The sequence below is a fragment of the Streptomyces sp. BK340 genome (assembly GCF_007827595.1).
Classification (GTDB): domain Bacteria; phylum Actinomycetota; class Actinomycetes; order Streptomycetales; family Streptomycetaceae; genus Streptomyces.
This window is the reverse complement of record NZ_VISR01000004.1, coordinates 320,750-342,462: the sequence shown is the minus strand read 5'-3', so window position 1 is coordinate 342,462 and position 21,713 is coordinate 320,750. Positions and strand designations below refer to the sequence as shown.

Genomic DNA, 21,713 nt, shown 5'->3' with positions numbered 1-21,713 from the left:
TCGTGCAGCCGGGGCGACGGGGGTCCCCCCTGCTCGAGCGGAGCCGAGAGCCTGGGGAGGGTGGGCGCGGCGGCACCCCGCAAGCGCGGGTGAGCGGAACCTGCCCCCGGGTACACGAAGGCCTCCGGAACCTTACGGTTCCGGAGGCCTTCAGCGCCGTACCAAGGCTTACGCCTGCGGCAGCCGCTCCAGCTGGGCCTGGATCCGCGCGATGTCCTCGTCCGCCTTGGCAAGGCGCCCGCGGATCTTGTCGACCACGTTGTCCGGGGCCTTCGCCAGGAACGCCTCGTTGCCGAGCTTGGCCGTGGCCTGGGCCTTCTCCTTCTCGGCGGCGGCCAGGTCCTTCGCAAGGCGCTTGCGCTCCGCGGCCACGTCGATCGTGCCGGACAGGTCGAGGGCGACCTCGGCTCCGGCGACCGGCAGGGTGGCCGTGGCCGTGAAGGACTCGCCCTCCGGCTGGAGGCGCAGGAGCTGGCGGATCGCGGCCTCGTGGGGGGCGAGGGCCGTGCCGTCGAGGGTGAGGCGGGCCGGGACGCGCTGGCCGGGCTGGAGGCCCTGGTCGGCGCGGAAGCGGCGGACCTCGGTGATGACCGACTGCAGCGACTCGATCTCGCGCTCGGCGGCCGCGTCACGGAAGCCGCTGTCGCTCGGCCAGTCGGCGATGACGACCGACTCGCCACCGGTGAGGGTGGTCCAGAGGGTCTCCGTCACGAACGGGACGATCGGGTGCAGCAGCTTGAGGGTGACGTCGAGGACTTCGCCGAGGACCCGCTTGGAGACCTCGGCCGGCTCGCCGCCCGCCTGGAACGTCGTCTTGGACAGCTCGACGTACCAGTCGAAGACCTCGTCCCACGCGAAGTGGAAGAGGGCGTCGGACAGCTTGGCGAACTGGAAGTCGTCGTAGAGCGCGTCGACTTCGGCGATGACGGAGTTGAGGCGGGACAGGATCCAGCGGTCCGTCGCCGACATCGCGGAGGCGTCCGGCAGCGGGCCGTCCACCGTCGCACCGTTCATCAGCGCGAAGCGCGTGGCGTTCCAGATCTTGTTGGCGAAGTTGCGGGAGCCCTGGACCCAGTCCTCGCCGATCGGGACGTCGACACCGGGGTTGGCGCCGCGCGCGAGGGTGAATCGGAGCGCGTCGGAGCCGTACTTGTCCATCCAGTCCAGCGGGTTGACCGCGTTGCCGAAGGACTTCGACATCTTCTTGCCGAACTGGTCGCGGACCATGCCGTGCAGGGCGATGGTGTGGAACGGCGGGGTGCCGTCCATCGCGTACAGGCCGAACATCATCATCCGGGCGACCCAGAAGAAGAGGATGTCGTAGCCGGTGACCAGGACGGAGTTCGGGTAGAACTTCGCGAGCGACTCGGTCTGCTCGGGCCAGCCCAGCGTGGAGAAGGGCCACAGGCCGGAGGAGAACCAGGTGTCGAGGACGTCGGTGTCCTGGTGCCAGCCCTCGCCGGTCGGGGCCTCGTCGTCGGGGCCGACACAGACGACCTCGCCGTTCGGGCCGTACCAGACGGGGATGCGGTGACCCCACCACAACTGCCGTGAGATGCACCAGTCGTGGAGGTTGTCGACCCAGTCGAAGTACCGCTTCTCCATCTCCTGCGGATGGATCTTGACCTTGCCGTCGCGGACGGCGTCACCGGCGGCCTTGGCCAGCGGGCCGACCTTGACCCACCACTGCATGGACAGGCGGGGCTCGATGGTGGTCTTGCAGCGCGAGCAGTGGCCGACGCTGTGGACGTAGGGCCGCTTCTCGGCGACGATCCGGCCCTCGGCGCGCAGCGCGGCGACGATGGCGGAGCGGGCCTCCAGGCGGTCCAGGCCCTGGAAGGGGCCGTGGGCCGTGATGACCGCGTGCTCGTCCATGACGGTGAGCGACGGCAGGTTGTGGCGCTGGCCGATCTCGAAGTCGTTCGGGTCGTGCGCGGGCGTGACCTTGACGGCGCCCGTGCCGAACTCGGGGTCGACGTGCGTGTCGGCGACGACCGGGATGGAGCGGTCGGTGAGCGGCAGGCGGATCAGCTTGCCGATCAGGTGCTTGTACCGCTCGTCGTCGGGGTGAACGGCGACGGCGGTGTCACCGAGCATGGTCTCGGCACGGGTCGTGGCGACGACGATGGTGTCGTCCCCCTCGCCGTACTTCATGGAGACCAGCTCGCCGTCGTCGTCCTGGTACTCGACCTCGATGTCCGAGATGGCCGTCAGACAGCGGGGGCACCAGTTGATGATGCGCTCGGCGCGGTAGATCAGCTCGTCGTCGTACAGGCGCTTGAAGATGGTCTGGACGGCCTGGGAGAGGCCCTCGTCCATCGTGAAGCGCTCGCGGGACCAGGCGACGCCGTCACCCAGGCGGCGCATCTGGCCGCTGATCTGGCCGCCGGACTCGCCCTTCCACTGCCAGACGCGCTCGACGAAGGCCTCGCGGCCGAGGTCGTGGCGGGACTTGCCCTCCTTGCCCAGCTCTCGCTCGACGACGTTCTGGGTGGCGATGCCGGCGTGGTCCATGCCGGGCTGCCACAGCGTCTCGTAGCCCTGCATGCGCTTACGGCGGGTCAGGGCGTCGATGAGGGTGTGCTCGAAGGCGTGGCCCAGGTGGAGGCTGCCGGTGACGTTCGGCGGCGGGATGACGATCGTGTACGGCGGCTTGTCGCTCTTCGCGTCCGCCTCGAAGTAACCCCGCTCTACCCAGCGCTCGTACAGCGGCCCCTCTACATCGGCCGGCGCGTACTGGGTCGGCAGTTCGGTGTCGGGCGCGGGTGGCTGCTGCTGAGCGTTCTCGGTCACGGGGGTCAGTTTAGAGGTGTCACGGGGTGGTCCCGAAACGCGTTTCTTCTGTAACGGTCAGGCCCCCGGTGCCGTGTGCTTCCTGTGCCTGGTCCAGGATGTCAGGAACACATAAGCATCTGGAGGGGAACCCAGAAATGAGCAACAACCAGCCGGGCCCGTACGGCCAGCAGCCGCCCTACGGCCAGCCGGGGCAGCCTGGTCCCTACGGCCAGCCGGGCCCCTACGGCCAGCCGCCGCAGGCACCCCAGCCCGGCTACGGCTACCCCCAGCAGGCCCCTCCGGCCCCTCCGCAGCCCGGTTACGGCTACCCGCAGCAGGGCGCGCCGCAGCAGCAGCCGAACCCGTACGGCCAGCAGCAGCAGTACGGCCAGCAGCCCTACGGCGTCCCGCAGCCGCCCGCCGCGGGCGGCGGCAAGAAGAAGACGGGCCTGATCATCGGGGCCGTGGCGGTCGTCGCGGCGATCGCGGTGGGTGCTTACTTCGTGCTCAGCGGGAGCAGCAGCGCCGACGTCGCTGACGACGGCCCGCACAAGCTGATCACTCCGACCACCGTGATCAACGGCGAGTACCAGAAGGGTGCCGGCTCCAGCGAAGACGCCATGACGGACAGCGATGTGTCGGCTGCCCGGAAGGCCGGCGTCAAGAACGCCAAGTCAGTTGGCGCGGAGTACCAGTCCGGCGACAAGAGCAACCCCCTCGCCATGAAGATGCTGAAGTTCGGCGGCGTCTACGGCCAGATCGACGACCCCGCTGCCGTCGTCGACGCGATGTTCGCCAACATGAAGAAGGAGTCCGAGAAGGACCAGAGCGGCGACGACACCAAGGGCACGCTGGTCGGCAGCCCCGAGGAGCAGGAGCCGGCGGGCCTCGACGGCGCCGTAATGAAGTGCCAGTCCGTGAAGCTGGACATGACTGGATCGGGGTCCAGCTCCTCGGGCCCGAAGCAGATGATCATGCCCGTGTGCATCTGGGGCGACCACAGCACCCTCGGCGTGACCATCAACGCCGACGTGGCCAGCGCGATGACGGGCAAGAGCATGTCCATCAGCGACGCCGCGGAGATCACTGCCAAGCTCCGCAAGGATGTACGCGTCAAGGCCTGAGGACCCCGTAGCAGCACTCCCGCATCACAGAAGGCGGCTCGGTGGCACCGAGCCGCCTTCTGCATGGTCAGGCTCGTACACACGCCTCGCCGGCAACGCCGTTACTCACGCCGAGGGCCACCAGACCGTGGATACAGAACGGATTGGCGATGTCGGGGCCGCCTGGGAAGGGCATTGCCTTGTTGCCGCACGCCGCCTTCACCTTCACGCCGGCGCGGTATCCATGCGTGGCCACGTAGTTGGAGCAGTCGCCCTGCGTGGCGCTCGCCGGCGAGGCCACGAGGATCGGCAGGGCCCCTGCCGCCACCACCACACCGGCCGCGGCCACCATGCGCTTCGCCCTCTGGAAAGTCATTCGGAGTCCTCCCGTTTTGCACAGCCAGATATTCGAACACACGTCTGACCTGGTCGGGCTGATTTGATCACGGAAACAGGGAGGGCTCCAGTTGCCGCCGGAACGATGGCTCGATCCGATCGGCACTGGTCTGACACGCCGACGGGCAGGCACCCAACACAGGGTGCCTGCCCGTCGGCGCCGAGAAGCTCAGGCTGTCTTCTGCTCCCCCGAGCCCCGCCCCCGCGCGTCCCGCGGGATCAGGGTCGGGTTCACGTTGGAGTGGACCACGTCCGCGGTGATGACGACGCGGGCCACGTCCTTGCGGGACGGGACCTCGTACATCACCGACATGAGGACCTCCTCCATGATGGCGCGCAGGCCGCGCGCGCCGGTCTGGCGGAGGATGGCCTGGTCGGCGATGGCCTCCAGGGCCTCGCGCTCGAAGTCCAGCTCCACGCCGTCGAGTTCGAAGAGGCGCTGGTACTGCTTGACGAGCGCGTTGCGGGGCTCGACCAGGATCTGGAGGAGGGCCTCGCGGTCCAGGTTGTGGACCGAGGTGATGACAGGGAGGCGGCCGATGAACTCCGGGATCATGCCGAACTTGACCAGGTCCTCGGGCATGACGTCCTCGAACTGGTCCTTGGCCTCCAGCTCGCGCTTGGAGCGGATCGTCGCGCCGAAACCGATGCCCTTCGCGCCGGCCCGCGACTCGATGATCTTCTCCAGGCCCGCGAAGGCACCGCCCACGATGAACAGGACGTTCGTCGTGTCGATCTGGATGAACTCCTGGTGGGGGTGCTTGCGGCCGCCCTGGGGCGGGACGGAGGCCGTGGTGCCCTCGAGGATCTTGAGCAGGGCCTGCTGGACGCCCTCGCCCGAGACGTCGCGGGTGATGGAAGGGTTTTCACTCTTCCTCGCGACCTTGTCGATCTCGTCGATGTAGATGATCCCCGTCTCGGCCTTCTTGACGTCGTAGTCCGCCGCCTGGATCAGCTTCAACAGGATGTTCTCGACGTCCTCGCCCACATAGCCCGCCTCCGTCAGCGCCGTCGCGTCGGCGATGGCGAACGGGACGTTGAGCATGCGGGCCAGGGTCTGCGCGAGGAGGGTCTTGCCGGAGCCCGTGGGGCCGAGCAGAAGGATGTTGGACTTCGCCAACTCGATGGCGTCGTCGCGGCCTTGGGCGCCGCCGTTCTCGCCTGCCTGGACCCGCTTGTAGTGGTTGTACACCGCGACGGAGAGCGCCTTCTTCGCCGCTTCCTGGCCGACTACGTAGCCTTCCAGGAACTCGTAGATCTCGCGGGGCTTCGGGAGTTCCTCCCAGCGCACCTCGCTCGTCTCGGCGAGCTCCTCCTCGATGATCTCGTTGCAGAGATCGATGCACTCGTCGCAGATGTACACACCGGGCCCTGCGATGAGCTTCTTGACCTGCTTCTGGCTCTTGCCGCAGAACGAGCACTTGAGCAGATCGCCGCCGTCACCGATGCGTGCCACGGTGTGCTTCCCCTTCGCCTGGGAGACGCCTGGACGCTTTCGAATCCAGCGGCTCCTGGTGCTGCCTTATGTCCGACGGTACCTTGCCGGGCCCTGTGTTCGGGCCCCCCTTGGCAGGGTTCACTTTGACGTGCACCGTGCCAAGAGGGGCAGAGAATACGTCGACGAGGATGTCGACCCGCGTCAGCGGACCTCGGCGTTGTTCATCTTCCGGGTGGAGATGATCTGGTCGACGATGCCGTACTCGAGCGCTTCCTCGGCCGTGAGGATCTTGTCGCGCTCGATGTCCTCGCGGACCTTCTCGATCGGCCGGTTGGAGTGCTTGGCCAGCATCGTCTCCAGCTGGTCGCGCATCCGGGTGAACTCGTTGGCGATGATCTCCAGGTCGGAGAGCTGGCCGCGGCCGGTGGAGCCGGCCGGCTGGTGGATCAGCACGCGCGAGTTCGGCAGCGCCATGCGCTTGCCCGGCGTACCGGCGGCGAGCAGGATGGCCGCGGCGGAGGCCGCCTGGCCCATGCAGACCGTCTGGATGTCGGGCTTCACGAACTGCATGGTGTCGTAGATGGCCGTGAGGGCCGTCATGTCACCACCGGGGCTGTTGATGTAGATCGAGATGTCCCGGTCGGGGTCCATCGACTCCAGGCACAGCAGCTGCGCCATGACGTCGTTGGCGGAGGCGTCGTCGATCTGGACGCCGAGGAAGATCACGCGCTCCTCGAAGAGCTTCGCGTACGGGTCGTACTCGCGGATGCCCTGGGAGGTGCGCTCGACGAAGCGCGGGATGACGTAGCGGCTGTCGGGGCGGGGCCCTTCGTACAGGCCGCTGGCGGCGCCGTGGAAGTTGCTCATGGGGTTCACCGTCCTGGTGGCGTTCGGGGGGCTGGGGTCTCGGCGGTGCTTGGCGTGGCCGGGCCGGTCAGGCACCGGTGCCGCCGCCTCCCGGAACACCCGAGGCGTGCGTGATGATCTCGTCAATGAGACCGTACTCCTTGGCCTCTTCCGGGGTGAACCAGCGGTCGCGGTCGCCGTCGCGAACGATCGTCTCGACGGTCTGGCCGGAGTGCAGCGCGGTCAGCTCGGACATGGTCTTCTTGGTGCGCAGCAGGTACTGGGCCTGGATCTTGATGTCCGAGACCGTACCGCCGAGGCCCGCGGAGCCCTGGTGCATCATGATGTCCGTGTGCGGCAGGGCGAAGCGCTTGCCGGCGGTGCCGCCGGTGAGCAGGAACTGGCCCATCGAGGCCGCCATGCCCATGCCGATCGTGACCACGTCGTTCGGGATGTACTGCATGGTGTCGTAGATCGCCATGCCGGCCGTCACCGAGCCGCCGGGGCTGTTGATGTAGAGGTAGATGTCCTTGGCGGGGTCGGCCGCAAGGAGCAGCAGCTGAGCGGTGATCTTGTTGGCGATGTCGTCGTCGACCTGCTGGCCGAGGAAGATGATCCGCTCGCCGAGCAGCCGGTTGTAGACCTGGTCGCCGAGGCCACCACCGATGGAAGGCTCGCCGGCGGCGGAGGGCATCAGATTCGTCACGTATCCACCTGCTCGTCTTACGACGGCGCCGGGCCGTCTCACGTAGTCCTGCCGGGGCTTAGCGGGAAGTCCAGCTTGCCCTCGTACTCATGGACCCTAACGCTCAGGCCGCTTCGGGGAATCCCGGAGAAGCGGGTGTTCGCCGGGGGCGTAGCGGAGTGCCCCGCCGGTTTGGCGGTGCGGTTTGCGGTCCCGTGCCCCTCCAGGTTGGCCGGTACGAGCCGGTACGACAAACGGGCCCCTGAGAAAGTCCTCAGGGGCCCGTCTACGTCGTCACAGACGCCGTGGGACTCAGCCCTCGGTCTTCTCCTCGGCCGCGTCCTCGGCGCCCTCGGCCGCGTCCTCGGCGCCCTCGGCGGCGGACTCGGTCTCGTCCTCGTCGTCCAGGTCGATGACCTCGCCGTTGGTGTCCTTCACCGTGGCGGACTCGACCACGACGGCCAGGGCCTTGCCGCGGGCGACCTCGCCGACCAGGAGCGGCACCTGGCCACCCTCGACGACGGCCTGGGCGAACTGGTCGGGGGACATGCCGGAGGAGGCCGCACGCCGCATGAGGTGCTCGGTGAGCTCCTCCTGGTTGACGTTGAGGTTCTCCTTCTTGACCAGCTCGTCGAGGACGAACTGGGTCTTGATGCCCTTGACCGCGGCCTCGCGGGTCTCGGTCTCGAACTCCTCGACCGTCTTGCCCTGGATCTCCAGGTACTTCTCGAGGGTGAGGCCCATCTGGCCGAGCTGGTGGTGCTCCAGGTTGTGCTTGCGGGTGTTGATCTCGTCATCGAGCAGCTTCTCGGGGACCGGGACCTCCACCAGCTCGAGGAGCTTCTCCAGGACACGCTCCTGCGCCTGGGTGGCCTGGTCGAACTGCTTCATGTTGGCCAGGCGCTTGCGGCTGTCGGCCTTCAGCTCGTCCAGGGTGTCGAACTCGGAGGCGAGCTGCGCGAACTCGTCGTCCAGCTCCGGCAGTTCACGGGCGGCGACCTGGGTGACCTTGACGGTGACCTCGGCCTCCTTGCCCGCGGCGGAGCCGCCCTTCAGCTCGGAGGTGAAGGTGGCCTCGCCACCGGCCTCCAGGCCCTTCACGGCGTCGTCGATGCCGTCCAGCAGCTCGCCGGAGCCGATGGTGTAGGAGACGCCGTTGGCGATGCCGTCCTCCAGCACCTCGCCGTCGACCTTGGCCTCCAGGTCGATGGTGACGACGTCGCCGTCCTCGGCGGCACGCTCGACCGGGGAGGTGGAGGCGAAGCGCTCACGGAGCTGCTCGACCGACTTCTCGATGTCCTCGTCGGTGACCTCGACGGCGTCGACCTCGACCTCGATGCCGGAGTAGTCCGGGATCTCGAGGGCCGGGCGGACGTCGACCTCGGCGGTGAAGTTCAGCGTCTCGCCGTCCTTCAGCTCGGTGATGTCGACGTCGGGCTGGCCCAGCGGGCTCAGCTCGGCCTCGTTGACCGCCTCGGTGTAGAACTTCGGGAGCGCGTCGTTGACGGCCTCCTCCAGCACCGCACCGCGGCCGAACCGCTGGTCGATGACGCGGGCCGGGATCTTGCCCTTGCGGAAGCCCTTCACCGTGACCTGCTGGTTGATCTTCTTGTACGCCGCGTCGAGGCTGTCCTTGAGCTCCTCGAAGGGCACCTCGACAGTGAGCCGAACCCGGGTCGGGTTCAGGGTCTCCACGGCGCTCTTCACGGTTCGGTCTCCTTGTGGCTGACTTCTTGGGTTCTGCCGGAGCCAGACGGGTCCGGCGGATTTCGCCGCCCGGAGGAGTTCGTAGGCCGAGTGGGCCGGGACACACGGGCGCGCAGCTTGCATAGTAACCGCAGCCGGTCAGCGCCCCAAAAGGCGATCATTGCGGCACCGCGAGCCGGTGGTCGGGGTGGCGGGATTTGAACCCACGGCCTTCCGCTCCCAAAGCGGACGCGCTACCAAGCTGCGCCACACCCCGTCTGGTGCGACACGTAGGGTACATGCCCCGGCCGGATCCGTCGGCTGCTTTGCAGACTGCCGCGCGGGTGGCATCGCCGCAGTCCAAACGCGTTGGCCTCCGCGGCGGGCGACCCGCTACGATGCTCAGCAGTGCCGTGGTCACCGACCTGCGGCGCGCTGTCGCGGGCGTAGCTCAATGGTAGAGCCCTAGTCTTCCAAACTAGCTACGCGGGTTCGATTCCCGTCGCCCGCTCCGAAGGCCGAAGGCCCAGGTGAGAGGTGGTTTCCTCTCTCTGGGCCTTCAGTCGTTCCCAGGGCTCTCGCGCCGGTTCACCCCTAGGCGTGATCCTTCGGGCCGGGCTCTTCCGGGTCGGTCACGCGGTCAGGGGGACCGGGTGGATCTCGTCGGCCAGGTGACCGGCGCGTTCATGGATGCGCTGGACCGCTTCGGCCGTGGGGGCCTCAGAAAGGCAGTAGACCGTGCCGGACTCCGGATCCGCCCAGGCCTTCTCGAAGTGGACGCCCTCGTCCTTCTCGATGGCGAGGTCGGCCTTGTGGGCCTGCATCAGCTGGTCGGCGGTGATGCCCTCCATCCCGTGGTGGACGTCCATGAACTGGGGCATGGCGTCGCGCCTCCCTCCGGCTGTCGTGTCCCGGCGCATCGCCGGGTCGCTTGCCAACTCCGTCATCTCCATCGTGTGCCCGTACGACCGCGACAGCGACCGTGCGGACCCTCGGCAGCGGCGGAGCAGAGGGGGCGGACCACCTCGGCGGTCCAGCGGGCCGTACCGTGGGCGAGGTCTGTCCGGGTGATCGTGGTGTGCGTGCTGTCGCCGTCGAAGCACACGAAGTAGCCGCGCCCGGCCGCGCCGCGCAGCCCGCGGATGACGATCGGCCCGTCGGTGGAAGACGAAGTGGTTCGGCCCCCGCCGGCGTCAGAACTTGATCTGGTTGATGGTCTCCGCTATCGAGTTCAGAAACCGGTTGATGGAGGGCGCCATGCCGGTGGAGGCGAGGAAGAAACCGAAGAGGACGGCGACGATGGCCGGACCCGGTTTGATGCTCCCGCCTCGGATCAGCACCACAAGGATGATCGCCAACAGCAGCACCACAGACAGTGAAATGGCCACAACTGATCACACCCTCGGTCGGTCCGCTCTCCCGGCCCGGGGGTACTGCCCCGCACCCCCGCCAGAACCATCGTGCCACCAACCCGGCCACCGTATGCGGTTCGTGACGCAACGTTGGACAAGCACCCGCGGCGGGCGACGCCCCGCACAGTAATTCGACGGGACACCCGCACCCGACTCCACAGGGAATTGCGCAGCTTCGTTTCCGTGCCCACACATCATGTGCGCAGGGAATTCGAATTGATGCCACAGGGGCGCACTATGCCCCAATTAGTCGGGATGAATCGGGACATTGAGTCTGAACGGAGGGCTTGGTTGTGCCCATCATCACGTGGACAGAAGAGGCACGACATGTAAATCAGCGGGTACCCGAAGGCGATAACCAGGAATGACCACGGGGGTTTTACGGAATCCCACAGTCGACGCTAGGGTGCCTGAGATGTTTGACGCCGCCTCGTCCCCCGGCCACAGCCGCAGGCCGCTCCCCCCGGCACAGTCGCCGGCGGACGGAGTGCCCGGTCCGCGTACCCCGATGAGTACGCAGAAGCGGCAGCCGCCCGCGGACAGACCGGGCAAACAGCGTGATTCATTCTTCGACAACGCCAAGTACCTGGCGATCGTGCTCGTCGCGATGGGGCACGCCTGGGAACCGCTGAAGGGCGACAGCCGGATCCTGGAGGGCGTGTACACCGTCGTGTACACCTTCCACATGCCGGCGTTCATCATCATCTCCGGCTTCTTCTCGCGCAGTTTCGACATGCGTCCGGACCGGCTGAAGCGGCTCATCACCGGTGTCGCCGTGCCGTACGTCCTCTTCGAGACCGCGTACCCGCTCTTCAAGAACGCCGTCGACGGCTCCCACGAGCCGATCAGCCTCCTCGATCCCTGGTACCTGACCTGGTTCCTGGTCGCGCTGTTCGTCTGGCGGCTGACGACACCGATCTGGAAGCTGGTGCGCTGGCCGCTGCCACTGGCCGTCGGCCTCGCCATGCTGGCCAGCGTCACGCCGAGCATCGGTGACGACCTCGACCTCCAGCGCGTCCTGCAGTTCCTGCCGTACTTCGTGCTCGGCCTGTGCATGAAGCCCGAGCACTTCCAGCTGGTGCGCCGCCGCTCGGTGCGGATCGCCTCGGTGCCCGTCTTCGCCGTGGCGCTGGCGGTCGGCTGGTGGGCGGTGCCGCGCATGAACACCGCCTGGTTCTACCACCGCGACTCCGCGCAGGAGCTGGGCGCGCCCTGGTGGTGCGGTCCGGTGATGGTGCTCGCGATGCTGGGCTGCTCGCTGGTGCTGACGGCCTGCTTCTTCGCCTGGGTGCCGCGCCGGAGGATGTGGTTCACGGCGCTCGGCGCGGGCACCCTGTACGGCTATCTGCTGCACGGCTTCCTGGTGAAGCTCGCCGACTACCGGGGCTGGTTCGACCACGCCTGGCTGCACCACCCGCTCGGCGAGATCGCGGTGACTGTCGCCGCGGCCGCCGTCGTCACACTGCTGTGCACCCGGCCCGTGCAGCGGGTGTTCCGGTTCGCGATGGAGCCGAAGATGGAGTGGGCGTTCAAGCAGGACGCGGCCGAACTGGCCCGCGAGCGCCAGCAGAAGGAACGCGAACGCCAGAAGGTCGGCGTCTAGGGGGTTCCGTTTGGATCAGGCCGGATCAGGCCGCGGCGTCCGGTGCGGTGCATCGCAAGGCGGAGGATCACCCGCGTACTGGGCGTATCCGGGTGGTCCGGCAACGCGGCGAGGTGCCGTGCCGGACGCCGCGGACCCGGGCCGATCCGAACGAAACCCCCTAGCTCCGCTGCCCGGGCGTCCGGCCCCGCTGATCGAGACCGAGAAGTGCGCGCATCCGTGTGTACTTCTCGGTCAGTCGTTTCCGGGTCGGCTCGTCCAGGGCCGCGAGCCGCTCCGGGTCGGCGTTGTGCGCCAGGTCGGCCTGCTTCACCAGCAGCGCGCCCGGGGTGGCGAGGATCCGGCGCGCGTACGCCTCCGGCGCCTCCCCCGCCCGCTTGGTGACGGCACGCACGATGGCCTTGGTGCGCTGGGTCAGGGCGGCCGCCGTCAGCCACTCCTCGCTCAGCGCGTCGTCCTCGACGGAGTCGTGCAGCCAGGCCGCCGCGATCTGCTCGGCGTCCCCGCCGCGGGCGCGCACCCCGTCGGCCACGGCCGCCAGGTGCTCCGCGTACGGCCGTCCCGCCTTGTCGGTCTGCCCCGCGTGCGCGGTGCGGGCGAGGCTCTCGACCTCGGCCAGGGTGAGTGGTGTCCCGGTCATTCGTCCAGTGTCTCCCGGCGCAGCGCCGCACGGGCCGGGACGGTGACCGCGGTCAGCCCGAGCAGCAGGATGCCGCCGGCGAAGGCACCGTAGACGACGGGCGGGATGTACGGGTCCTGCCCGGTCAGCCCGTTCGTCATCGGCACCAGCGTGGCCACGGCGATGGCGGTGCCGAGCGCGATGCCCGCGAGGGTGACCAGCAGGGCCTCCCAGCGGATCATCCGCAGGACCTGCCGCCGCGTGGAGCCGACCAGCCGCAGGGTGTCGAGTTCCCGGCGCCGGGCGAGGACGGTCATCACCAGCGTGTTGCCGGCGGCGACGGCCGCGAACCCGCCGAGCACGGCGGCCATCACGGCGTTGGCCCAGGCGTTGAGCTGCCGGTCCAGGGACTGGGCGGCGGAGTAGCCGGACCGGTCCAGCACCGTGCCGAGAGGGGCGAGACCGGCCGTCGTACCGCCCTTCGTCCACAGCTCCGTGTCGAAGGCGGAGGTGACGTGGCCGGCGAGGTCGGCGCGGCTCACCGTCAGCTCGGACAGGCCCATGCCGCGGCCGTACGTCGCCACGACCAGCGGGGCGGCCCGGGTGCCGTCGGGCAGTCGGAGGCGCAGGCGCCGGCCGACGCGCACATGGGCGTCGCGGGCGAGGCCGGCGTCCACGGCGATCTCGCCGGGCCGCAGGGTCAGGCGCCCGTGCCGGACGTCCAGGTCCTGGACGGCGGCCAGGTCGCGTACGGAACCGGTGACGCCCTGGGCGGAGGCGGACCGCAGCGAGCCGGAGACCGGGACGAGGACCGAGCTGCGCAACAGGCCGACGGCCGCGGTGACCCGGGGAGTGTCCCGGGCCCGGCGTACGGCGTCGGGGGCGAGGCCCGGCTCGGCCGTGACGATGTGGTCGGCGGTGACCCCGGCGCGCTGCTGGTCGGCGGTGGTCTTCTCCTCGCTGGTCTGCAGGAAGACCAGGACCGAGGCGAAGGCCATGGCGAGCACGATCGGGGTGATCGCGGAGGCGAGCCGGCGGGCGTTGGTGCGGGAGTTGGCGGCGGCGAGTTCGGCCGGGGCGCCGGCCCCGCGCAGCGGCAGCCCGAACAGGGCGGCGCAGGCGCGGGCGACGAGCGGGCCGAGCAGGGCGACGGCGAGCATGAACAGGAGCACGATGCCGAGGGCCGCGTTGGCCGCGTCCTCGCCGCTCGTGGATGAGGCCAGGTCCGCGCAGAGGCAGCCGCCCACGGCGGCGGCCAGGCCGAGGGGGGTGCGGATCCAGCCGATGCGCGGCCGCTCCACGGACGCCTCGCCGAGCGCCTGGCCCGGCTTGATGCGGGAGCTGCGGCGGGCGGCCAGGAAGCCGGCGCACAGGGCGGTGAGAAAGACGGTGCCGACCGCGGTGACCAGCGGGATCCAGGAGACGGCGAGTCGTACGGCGTCCGGTACGGCCCCCTTGTCCTGGAGCTGGCCGAACCACCAGTGGGCCAGCACGATGCCGGGCAGGCAGCCGGCCGCGCCGGCCGGCGGGGCGACGAGGAGTGCCTCGGTGGCGATGGTGCGGCGGATCTGGCGCGGGGTGGTGCCGATGGCACGCAACAGGGCGAACTCCCGGGCGCGTTGGCCGATGCCGAGGGCGACGGTGCCGGCGGCGGTGAACACGGCGACCAGCGTGGCGACGCCGCCGAAGGAGCCGCCGAGTCCGGTGAGCAGTTCCCGGGCCTGGGCGAGGGAGGGGTCTTCCACCGCGCCCCGGTCGTCGCCGGTGTGCACGAGGGCGTGGTGGCCCAGGGCGCGGGCCACCTGGGACCTGAGGGTGGCGGGGGTGACGCCGGGCTCGGGGAGTACGGCGATGGCGTCGACTCGGCCGGGGTGGCCGGAGTGCCGTAGGGCGTCGGGGTCGGAGAGCCAGACGGTGGTGCGGGGGGCTTGGGTGAGGCCGGAGATGCGGTAGGTGATGTGGGTGCCGTCGGGGGTGGTGAGGGTGATGCGGTCTCCGACGGTGCGGGTGGTGTCGGTGCTGTCGGTGTTCTCGGTGCTGTCGATGCTGTCGGTGTTCTCGGTGTTCTCGGTGCTGTCGTGGGCGAGTACGACTTCGCCGGGGGCGGGTGGGCGGCCGGTGATGAGGTGCTCGCCGGTGAAGGTGGTGGAGGTCCAGTTGTGGGCGGTGTACGGGGTGCCGTGGGGGCCGCGTACCGGGAAGGTGATGTCGGGTACGGCGGTGCGGGCGCCGGGAGCGGTGGCTGCCTTGGCGGTCAGGGAGCTGTCGAGGCGGGCTCGGTCCGGGACGGGCTGGCTGTCGCCTTCGCCGGCGTGGCCCAGGCGGGCGCGCTGGTCGGCCGAGGCGACCACCGGGGCGTGGGCGTAGCGCTGGGGCGGGACCTTGGCGCGGGCGCCGGTCTCCAGGAGGATCCCGCAGGCCGCCACGATCATCGCGGTGAGGGCGAGGGCGACGAAGGTGCCGACGAAGGTGGAGGGCTTGAAGCGGAGGGATGCTCTTGCCAGGCCATTGGAGCGCATCAGGCCGCCGGGCGGGTGCGGGCCGCGTGGGCGGTGAGGGCCGTCATGCGGGACGCGATGTGGGCTGCGGGGGCTCGGTCCAGGTGGTCGACCAGTTGGCCGTCGGCCAGGAACAGGACGCGGTCGGCCCAGGCGGCCGCCGACGGGTCGTGGGTGACCATGACGATCGTGGCGCGCTGGGAGTCCACGGCGTCGCGCAGCAGGGCGAGGATCTCGGCGGCGGTGCTGGTGTCCAGGGCGCCGGTGGGCTCGTCGGCGAAGACGACGTCGGGGCGGGTGACCAGGGCCCGGGCGACGGCCACGCGCTGCTGCTGGCCGCCGGACAGCTCGCTCGGGCGGCGCCTGGCCTTGTCGGCGAGGCCGACCTGGGCCAGCACCTCGGCCGAGCGGCGGCGGTCGGGTCGGTGGCCGGCCAGCCGCATGGGCAGGACGACGTTCTGTTCGACCGTGAGGGAAGGGAGGAGGTTGAAGGCCTGGAAGACGAAGCCGAGGCGGGTGCGGCGCAGCGCGGTCAGCTTGTTCTCGCTCAGCCCGGTGATGTCCGTGCCGCCGAGCACGACCCGGCCCGCGGTGGGGCGGTCCAGGCCCGCCGCGCACTGCAGGAACGTGGACTTGCCGGAGCCGGAGGGCCCCATCACCGCGGTGAAGGTGCCGGAGGGAAGGGCGAGGTCGATGCCGCGCAGGGCGTGCACGGCGGAGCCTCCGCGGCCGTAGTGGCGCGTGACTCCGTGCAGTTCTACGGCCCAGTCGCTTGGCATGCGGGTCCCTCCGGTCGTGGGCGTTCGGTGACGTCTGTCGACCGTACGGATACGGAGGGTGGCCGGACCATGCGGACGGCTGGCGGATCCGGGCGGGGGAAAACCCCACCCCCGGCGTTCCCCGGGGGTGGCTCAGCGGGCCGTGGCCGGCGCTGCCTGGCGGCAGATCAGGAGCAGGGCCCGGTCGTCGTTGACGTCCTTCGCGACCGCCTCGATGAGGTGCCAGGCGGCGCCGTGGAAGCCGCCGGCGACATAGCGGTCGGCCTCTCCGGTGAGGCGGTCGATGCCCTCCACGATGTCGCGGTCGGAGGTTTCCACCAGTCCGTCCGTGAACAGCATCAGCACGTCCCCGGGGCGCAGCGAGCCCTTGACGGGGTCGAACTGGGCGCCGTCGTACACGCCCAGCAGCGGGCCCTCGGCGGCCTTCTCCTCCCAGCGGCCGCTGCCCGCGCTCAGCTGCAGCCCCGGCGGATGGCCCGCCGAGTACAGCTCGTAGTCCCCGGAGTCCAGGTCCAGCACCAGGTGGATGGAGGTCGCGAAGCCCTCGTCCCAGTCCTGGCGGAGCAGATAGCCGTTGGCGGCCGTGAGGAAGGCGTGCGGGGCGAGGGAGCCCAGCAGTCCGCCGAACGCGCCCGACAGCAGCAGCGCACGCGATGCCGCGTCCATGCCCTTGCCGGACACGTCCGTGAGCACGACCTCCAGGGTGCGGCCGCTGTTCGTACGGGCCGCGACGACGAAGTCGCCCGAGAAGGACTGGCCGCCCGCCGGGCGCAGCGCCATCTCGTGGTGCCAGCCCTGCGGCAGCTTCGGCAGCTTGCTCTGCACCCGGATCCGCTCGCGCAGGTCGAAGAGCATGGTGCCGCCGCGCCGCCACGGCACACCGACCCGGCTGCGGAACTGCGCGGTCAGCAGGCCGAAGAAGCCGCACGCGGCGACCACCAGGACCACACCGGGGGTGACCCGCGAGGGCCCCTCGGTGTACGGGCCGAGCCGCACCGACTCCACGATCAGCGCGGTGGCCGCCGCCGCGTACAGGCCGAGCAGGCTCGCCGGACGCAGCAGCAGGCCGCCCGCGACGATCGGCAGCACGAGGGTGCCCGGGGAGCACCACACCGAGTTGGCGAGGGTCATGGCCGCGAGGACGGGGATGGTGAGCAGCAGACCGGCGAGCGCGATCCAGTCCGAACCGTCGCCGCGGAAGTAGTCCACGGCGCTTCTGCGCAGGCCGACGCGGACCCGGTGCCACTGCATCTTCCACCGGGCCGTGAACGTCTCGGCCTTCGCGCGCCGCTCTCGTCCTGCTGCCATTAGTTCGGGACCCTATCGATCGGACCAGCCGCTTGGCACGGGAGGTCCCACTTGTCCCCCGTGAGAGGCTCAACTTCGCGGTTGAACTACACAGTGAACGGCACGGAGGGTCATCGCGCCGCCGACCGGGAGAAATTCACTGGCTCGTCCCGCAATGCCCTGATAGGCATGGCTCATGGCGACTGACCGTACGACCGAGTTGAAGGTGCTGCGCCCCGAGGAGTGGGACGGTTGGTGGGACAACCTGATCCGTGCCTTCGGCGCGGGTCCGGCGTCGGCCGAGGAGCGCGAACTGGACAGATCGCTCACCGAGTTCGACCGGTCCCTGGCCGCCTGGGACGGGGACGTGCTGGTGGGCACGGCGGGGGCGTTCAGCTTCCGGATGACCGTGCCGGGCGGGTCCCAGGTGCCCGCCGCGGGCGTCACCATGGTGAGCGTGGCCGCAACGCACCGGCGGCGTGGCGTGCTGACCTCGATGATGCGGCGCCAGTTGGACGACCTGCACGCCCTGGGCGAGCCGCTCGCGGCGCTGACGGCCTCCGAGCCGGCCATCTACGGCCGCTTCGGATACGGCGCCGCCACCTTCCAGCTGCACGCCGAGATCGACACCAGCCGGGTGCGGCTGGCCCTGCCCGCCGGCACCGAGGACATACGGCTGCGGTACGCGCAGCCCGCCGACGTCCTCGCCGAGTGCGAGGCGGTGTACGCGGCGCTGGTGCCGCGCCGGCCCGGGATGCTGGCCCGGCAGCCCGGCTGGGAGCGGGTGGCGCTGCTCGACCCGGAGAGCGAGCGGGAGGGCGCGTCCGCGCTGCAGTGCGTGGTCGCCGAGCGGGACGGCGAGGTCACCGGGTACGCCCGCTTCCGCACCAAGCTGGGCTGGGGACCGACCGGGCACAACGGCACGGTGTCGCTGGAGGGCCTCGCCGCGCTGGACCCGGCGACCGATGCGGCCCTGTGGCGCTTCCTGTTCGACATCGACCTGATGACGAACCTGACCGTGCGGGGACGGCCGGTCGACGACGCGTGGCAGTACCTGGTCTCCGACATCCGGCGCTGTGTGCCGCGACTGCGGGACTCGTGCTACGTCCGTCTGGTCGACGTCGGTGCGGCGCTGGCGGCGCGCGCCTATCAGGCGCCGGTGGACGTCGTGTTGGAGGTGGCGGACGACTTCTGCCCCTGGAACGCGGGGCGTTGGCGGCTGACCGGGGACACCAAGGGCGCGTCCTGCGAGCGCACCACCGACTCGGCCGATCTCACCCTGTCCGTACGGGAGTTGGGCGCGGCCTACCTCGGCGGTGTGACCCTGCTGTCGCTGGCGGCGGCCGGCCGGGTACGGGAACTGCGGGACGGGGCGCTGACGGAGGCGTCGGTGGCGTTCGCCTCACCGGTGACCCCGTGGCTGCCGCACGGCTTCTGACGGCTCCCGCTCAGGGCTGCTGGCAGGTCGGGCACCAGAAGAGGTTGCGGGCGGCGAGGCCGGCGGTGCGGATCTCGGTGCCGCAGATGTGACAGGGCAGGGTGGCCCGGCGGTAGACGTAGACCTCGCCGCCGTGGTCGTCCACGCGGGGCGGGCGGCCCATCGCCTCCGGGGTGTGCTCGGGGCGGACCGTGTCGATGCGGTTGTTGCGCACGCCCTCGCGCATGAGCGCGACGAGGTCGGCCCAGATGGCGGACCACTGGGCCGGGGTGATGTCCCGGCCCTCGCGGTACGGGTCGATCCGGTGCCGGAAGAGGACCTCGGCGCGGTAGACGTTGCCCACGCCGGCGATGATCTTCTGGTCCATCAGAAGTGCCGCGATCGTCGTACGGCTGCGGGAGATTCTCCGGTGTGCCGCGCCCGGGTCGGCGTCCGCGCGCAGGGGGTCGGGCCCGAGGCGGTCGTGTATCGCCCGCTTCTCGTCGTCCGTGATGAGCGCGCAGGTCGTCGGGCCGCGCAGGTCGACGTACGCGGTGTCGTTCGCGAGGCGGAGCCGGACGGTGTCGGTGGGCGGGGGTGCCGGGGTGGGGCCGAAGCCGACCTTGCCGAACAGGCCGAGGTGGATGTGGACCCAGTCGGTGTCGCGGAACCGGAGGAAGAGGTGCTTGCCGTGGGCCTCGGTGCCGGTGAGAAGGGCACCGTTCAGCAGGTCGGCCGCGTCCGAGAACTTGCCCTGGGGGCTGGTCACCCGTGGAGCGGTGCCCTGGAAGCGCTCGGCGTAGTCCTGGGCCAGCCGGTGGATGGTGTGCCCTTCTGGCAAGGCTGAGGTGTCCTTTCCTGCCGTGACTTTCCCACCCGCCCACCCGTCTCGGTCGGCAGAAGGGCGGGACAAGGGGGGAGCAGCCTGTCCCGCTCCGCCCACCCCTGTCGGCCGACCGAGTCGGCTGGGTGAGTGGGCAGCGCGGGGCCTGAGGCGGAGTGCCCGGGCTTACTGCTGCGGGTGGTGGGGCGGGATCGGGGGCAGGTCGCCCGTCGTCTCGTACTCCGACAGCATGTCGATGCGGCGGATGTGACGCTCGTCACCGGAGAACGGCGTGTTGAGGAAGACCTCGACGAACTTGGTCGCCTCCTCCGTGCTGTGCATCCGCGCACCCACGGCCACGACGTTCGCGTTGTTGTGCTGCCGTCCCAGCGCCGCGGTCTCCTCGCTCCACGCGAGAGCCGCCCGCACACCCTTCACCTTGTTCGCGGCGATCTGCTCCCCGTTTCCGGAGCCGCCGATCACGATGCCGAGAGCCTCGGGGTCCGCGGCCGCCTTCTCCGCGGCACGCAGGCAGAAGGGCGGGTAGTCGTCCTGGGCGTCATAGATGAGAGGCCCGCAGTCGACGGGCTCGTGCCCCGCCGCCGTGAGCCATTCGACGAGGTGGTTCTTGAGTTCGTAGCCCGCATGGTCGGAGCCGAGATACACGCGCATGGGACGAGTGTGACACGCCTGTTTCCGGGCAGCAGCCTCGGGTGTCGAGCCCAGAAAATGTGACTGAACCCATAGAACCTCAAGGAAACCTCAAGTAACGATCTGGATTCGGAGGTTCCCGGATTCGTTCGCCTCGGTTTCACTGGACCGGCTCGTACACCGCTGGTGCGAGTTGCTCCCCCTGGCGTAAAGGAAATCCGTCCATGACCCCTGGTTCGGGCCTCCAAGCAGGACTCAAGAACCGCCATCTGACGATGATCGCGATCGGTGGCGTCATCGGAGCCGGCCTCTTCGTCGGTTCCAGTTCCGGTATCGCTACCGCGGGACCGGGCATCCTCCTGTCGTACGCCCTCGTCGGCACGCTCGTGGTGCTGGTGATGCGCATGCTCGGCGAGATGTCCGCCGCCAACCCGACCTCCGGTTCCTTCTCCGCGCACGCCGACCGCGCGCTCGGACGCTGGGCCGGCTTCTCCATCGGCTGGCTCTACTGGTTCTTCTGGGTCGTCGTGCTGGCCGTCGAGGCCACCGCCGGCGCGAAGATCCTCGAGGGCTGGATCCCGGCCGTACCGCAGTGGGGCTGGGCGCTCATCGTGATGGCCGTCCTGACCGCGACCAACCTGGTCTCGGTCGGCTCCTACGGCGAGTTCGAGTTCTGGTTCGCCGGCATCAAGGTCGTGGCGATCGGCGCGTTCATCGTCGTCGGCCTGCTGGCCATCTTCGGTGTCCTGCCGGGCGTGCACGCCGACAAGGCGAGCTTCGGCAACCTGACCTCGCACGGCGGCTTCCTGCCGCACGGACCCGGCGCCATCCTCACCGGTGTGCTGCTGGTCGTCTTCTCCTTCATGGGCAGCGAGATCGCGACGCTGGCGGCCGGCGAGTCGGAGGACCCCCAGAAGGCGGTCACCAAGTCGACCAACAGCATCATCTGGCGTATCGGCGTCTTCTACCTGGGCTCGATCCTGGTCGTCGTCTCCCTGCTGCCGTGGAACGACCCCTCGATCGCGAAGGACGGCTCGTACGTCGCCGCCCTGAACTCCCTCGGCATCGCGCACGCCGGCGAGATCATGAACTTCATCGTGCTGACCTCGGTGCTGTCCTGCCTCAACTCGGGCCTGTACACGGCCTCCCGGATGGCGTTCTCGCTCGGTCAGCGTGGTGACGCGCCGAAGGCGTTCGCCCGTACGACGTCCCGGGGCGTGCCGCTGGCGGCGATCCTCGCCTCCGTCCTCTTCGGCTTCGTCGCGGTCTTCTTCAACTACAAGTTCCCGGACTCGGTCTTCCTCTTCCTGGTCAACTCCAGTGGTGCGGTGGCTCTGTTCGTGTGGCTGGTCATCTGCTTCTCGCAGCTGCGGATGCGGAGGATCATCCAGCGGGAGGCGCCGGAGAAGCTCGTCGTGAAGATGTGGCTGTACCCCTACCTGACCTGGGCGACGGCCGCACTGATCGTGTTCGTCCTCGGCTACATGCTGACGGACACGAAGGGCGAGAGCAGTGGCCGTACGACGGTGCTGCTGTCCGTGCTGGTCGCGGCGCTCGTGGTCGCCGTCGCCGTGATCAAGGAGAAGGTCGTCGGTCGCCGGCCGGTTTCCGCCGCGGAGGCGGAGCCGGTCGACAAGGTGAGCGTCGGCTGATCCGGCCCACGGCCGCGTTTCGGGGAGGGAGTCCTTCGGGGCT

At 69.7% G+C, this 21,713-nt stretch carries 18 protein-coding genes and 2 tRNA genes; 5 read left to right on the top strand and 15 right to left on the bottom strand.

Going from position 1 to position 21,713, the window contains the following annotated elements:
* Positions 1 to 168: 168 nt before the first annotated feature.
* Positions 169 to 2,793: a valine--tRNA ligase gene (locus tag FB157_RS10960; protein ID WP_145878393.1), complete on the bottom strand. Its 2,625-nt coding sequence runs from the start codon at positions 2,791 to 2,793 to the stop codon at positions 169 to 171.
* 137 nt (positions 2,794 to 2,930) lie between these two features.
* Here FB157_RS10960 and FB157_RS10955 point away from each other — a divergent pair, with 137 nt between their 5' ends.
* On the top strand, positions 2,931 to 3,899 hold the full coding sequence (locus FB157_RS10955) for a hypothetical protein (RefSeq protein ID WP_145878391.1): 969 nt from the start codon (positions 2,931 to 2,933) through the stop codon (positions 3,897 to 3,899).
* A gap of 67 nt (positions 3,900 to 3,966) precedes the next feature.
* Here FB157_RS10955 and FB157_RS10950 read toward each other — a convergent pair whose 3' ends face one another.
* The 6 genes from FB157_RS10950 to FB157_RS10925 form a co-directional block, all read right to left on the bottom strand.
* On the bottom strand, positions 3,967 to 4,254 hold the full coding sequence (locus FB157_RS10950; RefSeq protein ID WP_145878390.1) for a hypothetical protein: 288 nt from the start codon (positions 4,252 to 4,254) through the stop codon (positions 3,967 to 3,969).
* A 189-nt stretch (positions 4,255 to 4,443) separates the two neighbouring features.
* Positions 4,444 to 5,730 carry an ATP-dependent Clp protease ATP-binding subunit ClpX gene (gene clpX, locus FB157_RS10945; protein WP_067003552.1) on the bottom strand — a complete coding sequence of 429 codons (1,287 nt, stop codon included), beginning with the start codon at positions 5,728 to 5,730 and terminating at the stop codon, positions 4,444 to 4,446.
* Between the two features lie 183 nt (positions 5,731 to 5,913).
* Positions 5,914 to 6,579: an ATP-dependent Clp protease proteolytic subunit gene (locus FB157_RS10940; RefSeq protein WP_145878388.1), complete on the bottom strand. Its 666-nt coding sequence runs from the start codon at positions 6,577 to 6,579 to the stop codon at positions 5,914 to 5,916.
* Between the two features lie 67 nt (positions 6,580 to 6,646).
* On the bottom strand, positions 6,647 to 7,252 hold the full coding sequence (locus tag FB157_RS10935) for an ATP-dependent Clp protease proteolytic subunit (RefSeq protein ID WP_145878692.1): 606 nt from the start codon (positions 7,250 to 7,252) through the stop codon (positions 6,647 to 6,649).
* 303 nt (positions 7,253 to 7,555) lie between these two features.
* Positions 7,556 to 8,950 (bottom strand): trigger factor, encoded by a 1,395-nt coding sequence (gene tig, locus FB157_RS10930; protein WP_145878386.1) that lies wholly within the window; start codon positions 8,948 to 8,950, stop codon positions 7,556 to 7,558.
* Positions 8,951 to 9,129: 179 nt separating this feature from the next.
* Positions 9,130 to 9,206 (bottom strand) — tRNA-Pro (locus tag FB157_RS10925).
* A gap of 163 nt (positions 9,207 to 9,369) precedes the next feature.
* Here FB157_RS10925 and FB157_RS10920 point away from each other — a divergent pair.
* A tRNA-Gly gene (locus tag FB157_RS10920) sits at positions 9,370 to 9,440 on the top strand.
* A gap of 121 nt (positions 9,441 to 9,561) precedes the next feature.
* Here the strand turns inward: FB157_RS10920 and FB157_RS10915 are convergent.
* Positions 9,562 to 9,810, bottom strand: coding sequence for an SCO4226 family nickel-binding protein (locus tag FB157_RS10915; protein WP_145878690.1), 249 nt, complete (start codon positions 9,808 to 9,810; stop codon positions 9,562 to 9,564).
* A gap of 312 nt (positions 9,811 to 10,122) precedes the next feature.
* Positions 10,123 to 10,317 carry a hypothetical protein gene (locus FB157_RS10910; RefSeq protein WP_145878385.1) on the bottom strand — a complete coding sequence of 65 codons (195 nt, stop codon included), beginning with the start codon at positions 10,315 to 10,317 and terminating at the stop codon, positions 10,123 to 10,125.
* Positions 10,318 to 10,849: 532 nt separating this feature from the next.
* On the opposite strand from FB157_RS10910, the gene FB157_RS10905 reads away from it, so the two are divergent.
* Entirely contained in the window at positions 10,850 to 11,944 is a 1,095-nt protein-coding gene (locus FB157_RS10905) for an acyltransferase family protein (RefSeq protein ID WP_261386252.1), read from the top strand.
* A gap of 160 nt (positions 11,945 to 12,104) precedes the next feature.
* On the opposite strand, the gene FB157_RS10900 is transcribed toward FB157_RS10905, so the two are convergent.
* The 4 genes from FB157_RS10900 to FB157_RS10885 form a co-directional block, all read right to left on the bottom strand.
* Entirely contained in the window at positions 12,105 to 12,584 is a 480-nt protein-coding gene (locus FB157_RS10900; RefSeq protein WP_145878382.1) for an HD domain-containing protein, read from the bottom strand.
* A complete protein-coding gene (locus FB157_RS10895) occupies positions 12,581 to 15,082 on the bottom strand; it encodes an FtsX-like permease family protein (protein WP_145878380.1) in 2,502 nt (833 codons plus the stop codon). The genes FB157_RS10900 and FB157_RS10895 overlap by 4 nt, the downstream gene beginning before the upstream one ends.
* The gene (locus FB157_RS10890) at positions 15,082 to 15,840 is read right to left on the bottom strand and encodes an ABC transporter ATP-binding protein (RefSeq protein ID WP_145878378.1); all 759 of its coding nucleotides are present in this window, start codon (positions 15,838 to 15,840) and stop codon (positions 15,082 to 15,084) included. Before FB157_RS10890 ends, FB157_RS10895 begins: the two co-directional genes overlap by 1 nt.
* Before the next feature lie 132 nt (positions 15,841 to 15,972).
* Positions 15,973 to 17,148, bottom strand: a complete 1,176-nt coding sequence (locus FB157_RS10885) for a PP2C family protein-serine/threonine phosphatase (protein ID WP_145878376.1) — start codon at positions 17,146 to 17,148, stop codon at positions 15,973 to 15,975.
* Between the two features lie 175 nt (positions 17,149 to 17,323).
* Here FB157_RS10885 and FB157_RS10875 point away from each other — a divergent pair, with 175 nt between their 5' ends.
* Positions 17,324 to 18,565 (top strand): GNAT family N-acetyltransferase, encoded by a 1,242-nt coding sequence (locus FB157_RS10875; protein WP_145878374.1) that lies wholly within the window; start codon positions 17,324 to 17,326, stop codon positions 18,563 to 18,565.
* Positions 18,566 to 18,575: 10 nt separating this feature from the next.
* On the opposite strand, the gene FB157_RS10870 is transcribed toward FB157_RS10875, so the two are convergent.
* The gene (locus FB157_RS10870; RefSeq protein WP_145878373.1) at positions 18,576 to 19,385 is read right to left on the bottom strand and encodes an Fpg/Nei family DNA glycosylase; all 810 of its coding nucleotides are present in this window, start codon (positions 19,383 to 19,385) and stop codon (positions 18,576 to 18,578) included.
* Between the two features lie 168 nt (positions 19,386 to 19,553).
* A complete protein-coding gene (locus tag FB157_RS10865; protein WP_145878371.1) occupies positions 19,554 to 20,039 on the bottom strand; it encodes a ribose-5-phosphate isomerase in 486 nt (161 codons plus the stop codon).
* A 203-nt stretch (positions 20,040 to 20,242) separates the two neighbouring features.
* Here FB157_RS10865 and FB157_RS10860 point away from each other — a divergent pair, with 203 nt between their 5' ends.
* The gene (locus tag FB157_RS10860) at positions 20,243 to 21,670 is read left to right on the top strand and encodes an amino acid permease (protein ID WP_145878369.1); all 1,428 of its coding nucleotides are present in this window, start codon (positions 20,243 to 20,245) and stop codon (positions 21,668 to 21,670) included.
* Positions 21,671 to 21,713 lie beyond the last annotated feature (43 nt).

Coding starts and splice junctions, on each gene's coding strand:
- FB157_RS10955 (WP_145878391.1), top strand. CDS start 2,931: ATGAGCAACAACCAGCCGGGCCCGTACGGCCAGCAGCCGCCCTACGGC.
- FB157_RS10950 (WP_145878390.1), bottom strand. CDS start 4,254: ATGACTTTCCAGAGGGCGAAGCGCATGGTGGCCGCGGCCGGTGTGGTG.
- FB157_RS10940 (WP_145878388.1), bottom strand. CDS start 6,579: ATGAGCAACTTCCACGGCGCCGCCAGCGGCCTGTACGAAGGGCCCCGC.
- FB157_RS10935 (WP_145878692.1), bottom strand. CDS start 7,252: ATGCCCTCCGCCGCCGGCGAGCCTTCCATCGGTGGTGGCCTCGGCGAC.
- FB157_RS10915 (WP_145878690.1), bottom strand. CDS start 9,810: ATGCCCCAGTTCATGGACGTCCACCACGGGATGGAGGGCATCACCGCC.
- FB157_RS10905 (WP_261386252.1), top strand. CDS start 10,850: ATGAGTACGCAGAAGCGGCAGCCGCCCGCGGACAGACCGGGCAAACAG.
- FB157_RS10900 (WP_145878382.1), bottom strand. CDS start 12,584: ATGACCGGGACACCACTCACCCTGGCCGAGGTCGAGAGCCTCGCCCGC.
- FB157_RS10895 (WP_145878380.1), bottom strand. CDS start 15,082: ATGCGCTCCAATGGCCTGGCAAGAGCATCCCTCCGCTTCAAGCCCTCC.
- FB157_RS10890 (WP_145878378.1), bottom strand. CDS start 15,840: ATGCCAAGCGACTGGGCCGTAGAACTGCACGGAGTCACGCGCCACTAC.
- FB157_RS10885 (WP_145878376.1), bottom strand. CDS start 17,148: ATGGCAGCAGGACGAGAGCGGCGCGCGAAGGCCGAGACGTTCACGGCC.
- FB157_RS10875 (WP_145878374.1), top strand. CDS start 17,324: ATGGCGACTGACCGTACGACCGAGTTGAAGGTGCTGCGCCCCGAGGAG.
- FB157_RS10865 (WP_145878371.1), bottom strand. CDS start 20,039: ATGCGCGTGTATCTCGGCTCCGACCATGCGGGCTACGAACTCAAGAAC.
- FB157_RS10860 (WP_145878369.1), top strand. CDS start 20,243: ATGACCCCTGGTTCGGGCCTCCAAGCAGGACTCAAGAACCGCCATCTG.